Annotated in this window: 6 protein-coding genes; 3 read left to right on the top strand and 3 right to left on the bottom strand. The window is 65.5% G+C overall.

The features are described 5' to 3' along the window. Positions 1-332: 332 nt before the first annotated feature. Genes P3L18_RS11225 through P3L18_RS11215 form a run of 3 tightly spaced genes read right to left on the bottom strand, consistent with a single transcriptional unit; the run spans position 333 to position 3605 of the window. Positions 333-1181, bottom strand: a complete 849-nt coding sequence (locus tag P3L18_RS11225) for an ABC transporter permease (RefSeq protein ID WP_079930667.1) — start codon at positions 1179-1181, stop codon at positions 333-335. Then, positions 1178-1999 carry an ABC transporter permease gene (locus P3L18_RS11220; protein ID WP_346348427.1) on the bottom strand — a complete coding sequence of 274 codons (822 nt, stop codon included), beginning with the start codon at positions 1997-1999 and terminating at the stop codon, positions 1178-1180. Before P3L18_RS11220 ends, P3L18_RS11225 begins: the two co-directional genes overlap by 4 nt. Position 2000: 1 nt before the next feature. Further along, positions 2001-3605, bottom strand: a complete 1605-nt coding sequence (locus tag P3L18_RS11215) for an ATP-binding cassette domain-containing protein (RefSeq protein ID WP_276114093.1) — start codon at positions 3603-3605, stop codon at positions 2001-2003. A gap of 510 nt (positions 3606-4115) precedes the next feature. Between P3L18_RS11215 and P3L18_RS11210 the strand changes: the two genes are divergently transcribed. The 3 genes from P3L18_RS11210 to P3L18_RS11200 all read left to right on the top strand — a co-directional run bounded on the left by P3L18_RS11210 (position 4116) and on the right by P3L18_RS11200 (position 7035). Next, positions 4116-4958, top strand: a complete 843-nt coding sequence (locus P3L18_RS11210) for a glycosyltransferase family 2 protein (protein WP_276114092.1) — start codon at positions 4116-4118, stop codon at positions 4956-4958. A gap of 54 nt (positions 4959-5012) precedes the next feature. Beyond that, positions 5013-5369 (top strand): GNAT family N-acetyltransferase, encoded by a 357-nt coding sequence (locus P3L18_RS11205; protein ID WP_079930670.1) that lies wholly within the window; start codon positions 5013-5015, stop codon positions 5367-5369. A 259-nt stretch (positions 5370-5628) separates the two neighbouring features. Continuing rightward, complete coding sequence (locus P3L18_RS11200; protein WP_276114179.1) at positions 5629-7035, top strand: serine/threonine protein kinase; 1407 nt, start codon at positions 5629-5631, stop codon at positions 7033-7035. The last annotated feature ends 8 nt before the right edge of the window (positions 7036-7043 follow it).

Genomic DNA, 7043 nt, shown 5'->3' with positions numbered 1-7043 from the left:
CTCTCGTTTTCGAACGTCATCCGATGGGCCGTGGCCCCGACCCGGAATTACACCGACAATTCACATTTCCACGCCACGGACTGAACCTCAAACGAGCACGTGAGGCCATTCCCTGCGTCGCGCGGAAGAGTGAACCGTGGACGCAGTCCATTCTTTCAATCGCTGGCAATTAGGCACGACGTTACGCGATAAATTACGTCGGCTGTTGTACACCGAACGAAATCCGACATGTCGCACTACCAGCGAGTACCGGGCTCCGATGATGCGCGGCCCCGAATACCACATCTCTGCTGTGAAATTGCTGGACACTTCGTCGCGTGGTTGACAGGATGTCATCGGTCGCGCGCTGCCCGCCGATATCCACGCAAAGCGGGCACAATCGACACCGCGATGAGCACCACCACCCAGATGGCGACCTTGATGAGGTTCTCGGTCAGCGGCCCGCCCGCGGCCAGCGCCCGCATCGACTCGATGGCCGGCGTCATGGGCTGGTTCTCGACCACCGGCTGCAACCACGTGGGGTACGCGCTCACCGGAGAGAACCCCGAATTGAAGAACATCAGCAGGCTGGAGAACAGACCCAGGTAGGGCACGATCGGGGCGCCGGGCTTGGCATTGACGGCAAGGGCAAGGGTCATCGTCGAGAACGCCGCCCCGTAGGCCAGCGCGACCGCGACGAGCCCGATCGCCGGGCCGGGGCCCTGGGTGAACCGGAAGCCGATCAGGAATCCGGCCGCCAACAAGATCACCGTCGTGATGAGAATGCGAATGAGTTCCGCGGCGATCCTCGAGGTCAGGTCCGCGGCTCGGTTGATGGGCAGTACATATAGGCGCGCGAGGAGCCCGGTGGCGCGCTCCCGGTTGAGCCGGGTCGCCGACGCGATCGAACCGAACATCGCCCCGACGAGGATCACCAGCGGCACCGTGCCGTATGCACTGTTCTCACCGGTTGCCGACCCGATGGCGTCACCGAGCACGACCTTGAACATCAACATGCTCAGGGCCGGGAAGATGAGCGACTGCAGTAGCGTCGGAAAATCCCGGACGAAGACGAGTACCTGGCGGCCGGTCAACGGCATGCTCTGTGTCCACCAGCCGCGCAACGAGGATTCGCTCGGAACGTTCGCGGCGACCGGGATGAGGTGATCGCCGGCGATGCTGTTGGTCGACGGGGCGCTCATTTCCATGCCTTCCTGCTCCCGAGGATCAGCAGCACCACCGCGGCGACGAGTAGTCCGCCGCACCAAGCGATCGAGGGCCGCACGATCTCCCACGTGGCCGTGTTGGAGTCGAGCGCGCGCATCGCGATGGCGAACTGCGAGATCGGCTGATTGCGCACGAACGGCTGAATCCATTCGGGAAACTGCGACAGCGGCACGAAGCCGGTCGAGAGCATGCCCAGAATCAGGGTGGGCAGCGTCATCGCCTGGCTGGTCGCCTCGGGGGTCCGCGCGACCAGCCCGATTCCGTCGGCGAGCATCGAGAACAGCACTCCGATCGCCGCGGCGAGGGCGAACAAACCCACGGTTCCGACCACTCCACCGTCGGCTCGCCAACCGATCAACAGACACGCGACGGATGCGCACATCAGCGAAACGACGAGCAACACGAGGTTGGTCGCCGTCCGCGCGAGCATCGGTACCGCCGCCGACATGGGCAGAACCCGAAACCGGGTGTTGATCCCCTCGGCACCGTCATTGGCTGCGCGCATCGCCGCCGACGACGCGGCGAAGCCCACCGACTGCAGAACGATGATCGGCATCAGGAACTGGCCATAATTCATGCCGGGCGCAGAGTCCATGATGCTGCGCAGCGGCAGGTAGAAACACACCGCGAGGAAGGCCGGCGAGAGGAAGGCGAAGATCAGCTCGCCATTGCGGACGACCTTCGCCACGCCCCGCCCGGTGAGAGCCCACCACTGGGCGAGCGGACGTTCTCGCGCCTGCAGCGCGCCTGCCCGAGTTGCCGCGCTTTCGCGCTGCGGTGTTGCAATGCTCATGTCACGACCCCGCCCGATCGCGGCGTGGGTCGGTCAACGCCAGGAACACCTCGTCCAACGACGGTCTGCGCATGGCCACATCGGACAGGGCGATGCCGGCGTCGGTGGTCCGGCGGATCACCTCGACGAGGGTCTCCGGCCCGAGCGGCGCGGGGACCGACACGACGTGGTCGTCCTCCGCCGGGGCGTCGGGTCCGATGAGGTCGGCGAACAACTTGCGCAAGCGTCCCAGATCCCGAGAATCGGTGGGAGTCACCTCGCAATAGGCGGCACCAGTGGACTGCTTGAGCTGGTCCGAAGACCCCTCCGCGATCACCCGGCCCTTGTCGATGACCACGATGTTGTCGGCCAGCACATCGGCTTCCTCGAGATACTGCGTCGTCAGCAGGATCGTCACACCGTCGGACTTGAGGCGTTCGACGAGGGCCCACACCTCCTGGCGGCTACGCGGGTCGAGGCCGGTCGTGGGCTCGTCGAGGAACACGACCTTGGGCTCGGTGACCAAACCGCAGGCGATGTCGATGCGCCGTCGCATCCCGCCGGAGTACTGCCCGACGCGCTTGGCACCGGCGTCGGTCAGGGAGAACATCTCGAGCAACTCGTCGGCGCGGGCGCGGGCAACAGCTTTCGACAAGCCGAGCAGCCGCCCGAACAGCACCAGGTTCTCGCGGCCGGTCAACGCTTCGTCGAGCGCAGCGAACTGCCCCGTCAGCATGATCGAACGACGTACCGCTGCCGCGTCGGAGACCACGTCGTGGCCGTACACCGACGCCGAGCCCTTGTCCGGTTGGAGAAGAGTGCACAGCATGTTCACGGTGGTCGTCTTACCCGCCCCGTTCGGACCGAGAATGGCGACGATGCTCCCCCGCGCAACGGTGAAGCTCACCTCCTCGACGGCCACCATGTCCTTGAACCGCTTGTGCAGGCCGCTCGCGACGATCGCCGGCGGCTCGTCGGATGACCGAGTGCGAGCATCGGCGACAGCACCGACGTCCTCGCGGTAGGACGCCTGTGGCTGTGGCCGTGCCGCAGGCGGGCGCGGTGGCTGATCGCGACCCGGCCGCAACGGGTCGGACGTCGAGGGACCGACAGGTGCAGGGCGCGGTGGTGGCGCCGCCCACGTCGGCGGAGCTGCCGTCGCGAACGATTCCGGTGGATTCGGAGCGGGCCTGGTCTCCCGTGGCGTCGCGACGGCAGGGTCCGTCACGGAGTCAGCTCCGGGTATCGGCGCTGCGCGCGCCCACGTACTCATCGAGTCCGGACGGCTCTGCGAGTCCGGCACATGGCCATTCGTGCTGACAGGGCGCCCATTTCGGGACTTCGGGGACGCGCCGTACTCGCCGCGGTCGGGCGACGTCGCCGTAGACCCCGGAGCGCGGACCGGCCCGGATGGTCGGTTCGTCACCGCTTCTCCGGCGATCGTTCGCGCGGAGTCGGGCATCGGAGCACGGGCCTCGCCGTTGGCACGCTCCTGTCGCCACCGACGCAACTGTTCCTCGACCGGATCCGGGCTCTGGAACGGATCGGGTTCGTCGGCGCCCGGCGCACTCGTGTTCCGACGATGCCGTGGCTCGCTCACTGCGCCAGGCCTCTGAGTATCGGACATGTGGTTCCTCTGCGGTCGGTGACGCACGGGCTCGCAACTGGGTCGGCGCAGGCCTGCATCAGAGCAGTGTCCCGGCGTGGAGCCCGCCGAGGGCACTCTCACACATGGCGCCACCTCTCCGTCCAAACGTACGCACGCACGCCACCTTCCCGACCACCCTGCATGTCTGTCGCCCATCGAGGCCCAAGAGTTACCGGTACCTCCCGGCGGCGTCGCACGCCCACCGGGAGGCGACCTCCTGAGGACATCGTCCGTGGTCGTCCGACCAGCGACGAAAGCACTTGCTTCGCAATTGTCGGCTCGCACGATCGGGCACTTCTCAACATCGGTCAAGATACGTGATGAATCCACCTCCTCGGCAACAATTCCCGGGGGCCGTGTCGCTGTGGGCGCATTCAGGAGGAGGTATTCACGCCGACGACCTGGCGTAATGCCGACGGAACCGCGAAATACGTCGGGTATGCTCCGTGAAGGACACTGGTCGCGAATGGTTACCCCGGGGAGAATTGAGTGGCGACGCTTTCGGTCGTGGTTCCGGCCCATAACGAAGAATCAAACCTCAATGAGTGTTTGAATAAACTGCTCAACCAAACGCTTCCGATTGATGAAATCATCGTCGTGGACAACAACTCCACCGACGCGACCGCCCAGATCATCGACGAGCACTCTGCTCGCGATCCTCGGGTTCGTCGGGTGAACGAGACCACGCCGGGGGTGCATGCCGCCCGACGGCGAGGGCTCGACGAGGCGAAGTCGGACCTGATCGCCAAGGTGGATGCGGACACCCATGTCGGTAACGACTGGGCGCAGGTGGTCGTCGAGTTCTTCGATAGCGATCGCGGCTCGGCATTCTCCGCACTCACCGGCCCGTTCCTCATGTGGGACGCGCCGCTCTACGGCTTTCAGAAGCGGCTGGCCGAACGTGGCTTCCGCAAGCTCGACACCGACAAGCCGATCGGATCCGTTCACGGTCCGGGGTATGTACTCCGACGCGAGGCCTGGCAGGAGATCAGAGATCATCTGCACGATGACGAGCCGGGCGTCTGGGAGGACCTCGACATCGGTCTCGCGATGAAAGAAAAGGGCCTGCAGACCGCGATCGAACCACACCTCCTCGCCGACAGCTCATGTCGACGCTTGCAGGTGTCTCCATGGGGGAACCGCCGATACATGGTGGGTGGTCGTATCACTGCGCGGGCCCACGGTGAACACCAACTCGCCAGGATGATGACGATCTTCTTTCCCCTGCGAATCTTCGCCCATACCTACTATTGGGTGCTTCTGCGGCCGTGGGACAACGCGAGCCGCACGTGGCGACCGCATCGGTACTTCACCCGACTGCCGGACTTCTAGCCTCGGACATGCAGCGGCCGGGCGCGCGCCGACGCGCACATTACGCTCGAACGCATGCCTCTCGACAAAACCGGCGCAGAAGCCGACATCTCCCAGCTCCCAGACTCGCAGCGCTACCAGATCAGCGTCGATGAACAGATCGCCGGCTTCACCGCCTACCGCGAACGCGAGCACGATGGGGCGACCGAACGCATCTTCTTCCACACCGAGGTGGACGAGAAGTTCGGTGGACGCGGCCTGGCCACCATCCTGATCGAGCAGGCTCTCACCGACACGCGGGCGCAGGGCAAGGTCATCGTCGGCGTGTGCCCGCTGGTCGCGGCGTTCCTCAAGAAGCACCACGAGTTCGACGGCGACACCCGTCCCGTGCACGAGGAGACGATCAACTGGCTCCAAGGTCAGATCAATTGATCAACTTTTCACCGATGTGGGGCCCTAAGTCCCTGTCGGTCCCCGCGGCAGTCCCCTACTCTTGAACCTGTGAGCGGGGGTGGACGACCGCTCACCGCGACGGTTGGGCAGACCCGCCGGCCACCTCTCCGGGCGTGGCACCGCAACCGATCACCGGCCCGTCCGACGCTCTGCGTCGGGCGGGCCGAGTCGCATCCGGACCCTGCCGGCGACCATCGGACATGTCGGACTCGCACCCTAGACTGACGGCGTGGCGTTGATGGTTGGTCAAGAATTCGCGGGATATCGGATCGTCCGGGTACTGGGCGCCGGCGGCATGGGCGAGGTGTACCTGGCCCAACACCCGCGACTGCCACGCCTCGACGCGCTCAAGGTGTTACCGGCGAATCTCTCGTCGGACGAGGCCTTCCGACGTCGGTTCACCCGCGAAGCCGATCTCGCGGTACGCCTCGACCATCCGAACGTCGTCGACGTCTACGACCGCGGCGAGCACGACGGTCAGCTCTGGATCACCATGCGATACGTCGAAGGCCTCGACGCCGCCGCGCTGTTGTCGGCACATCCGGGCGGTCTGCCTACCGATGAGGTCGTGCACATTGTTTCCGCGGTCGCCGACGCACTCGACCACGCGCACTCACAGAACCTGCTACATCGCGACGTCAAACCCGCCAACATCCTGCTCACCGAGGCCACCGGACCGTCCGGAAATCGCCGCGTCCTGCTCGCCGACTTCGGCATCGCGCGCCCCATCCTCGACGACACTCGCCTGACCGCCACGAACCTCACCGTCGGGTCGTTCGCCTACTCCTCACCCGAGCAGCTTGCCGCCGAGAAGCTCGACGGTCGCGCCGACCAGTACTCACTCGCCTGCACCGCTTACCAGCTACTCAGTGGCTCAACACCTTTCGCGAACACGAATGCGGCGGCACTGATCCGTCAGCACTTGACCGAGACCCCACCGGCGATCACCACCCGCCGACGCGATCTGTCTCCGCGCGTCGACCAGGTCCTTCACCGTGCGCTCGAGAAGGATCCGAACCACCGGTATCGGACCTGCACGGAATTCGCGACCGAACTCACCGCAGCACTCGCAGCACATCCGGCCGCACCCACCGTCGCACCTCCGCCCGATCCCTCGACCGTCGGTCATCAGCGCACGCAGAGTGCTCCGGCCTCGTATCCACAACCTGCCGTCGAACTGAGGAAGCCCGGTCCGTCCCCAGGTGGTGCGCCCCAACCCGGTCAGACCTCACTTCCCCCGATCTCGCCAGGCGTGACACCGCCGCCGTACACGACGCACGGAACTGCGCAACGGCCGAATCCGGTCGTGTCATATCAGGCACCCGGCGGTCCACAGAACCAACATCGGCAACCATCGGGATACCCGTCGCCACCTGATCCCAAAGCAAAGAGTTACGCCCTGTGGTCGATGATCTGCGCGGTGCTGTCGTTCCCCGGCGTCTGCTTGGTCGTCGTCGGATTCGCCGCGGCTGCTCTGGCGGTGTTTTTCGGACTCTCCAGCCTCAAGATCGCCAAGGCGCGCGCCGACGTGCCGCCTGCGCAGCACAATCGCGGCCTGGCCATCGCCGGACTCGTCGTGGCCGGTCTCGGCCTCGTGTGGAATATCGCCGTCCTCATCGCGGCCCTCGCACCCAGCAATCTGTGATCCGGTGG

Origin of the sequence: Gordonia sp. N1V, from assembly GCF_029269935.1 — a bacterium.
GTDB lineage: Bacteria > Actinomycetota > Actinomycetes > Mycobacteriales > Mycobacteriaceae > Gordonia > Gordonia polyisoprenivorans.
This window is presented reverse-complemented; position numbering and strand designations above follow the sequence as displayed.

Bases quoted from the DNA above. Each gene is read 5' to 3' on its own strand.
- P3L18_RS11205 (WP_079930670.1), top strand. From the start codon at position 5,013: ATGCCTCTCGACAAAACCGGCGCAGAAGCCGACATCTCCCAGCTCCCA.
- P3L18_RS11225 (WP_079930667.1), bottom strand. From the start codon at position 1,181: ATGAGCGCCCCGTCGACCAACAGCATCGCCGGCGATCACCTCATCCCG.
- P3L18_RS11200 (WP_276114179.1), top strand. From the start codon at position 5,629: ATGGTTGGTCAAGAATTCGCGGGATATCGGATCGTCCGGGTACTGGGC.
- P3L18_RS11215 (WP_276114093.1), bottom strand. From the start codon at position 3,605: ATGTCCGATACTCAGAGGCCTGGCGCAGTGAGCGAGCCACGGCATCGT.
- P3L18_RS11220 (WP_346348427.1), bottom strand. From the start codon at position 1,999: ATGAGCATTGCAACACCGCAGCGCGAAAGCGCGGCAACTCGGGCAGGC.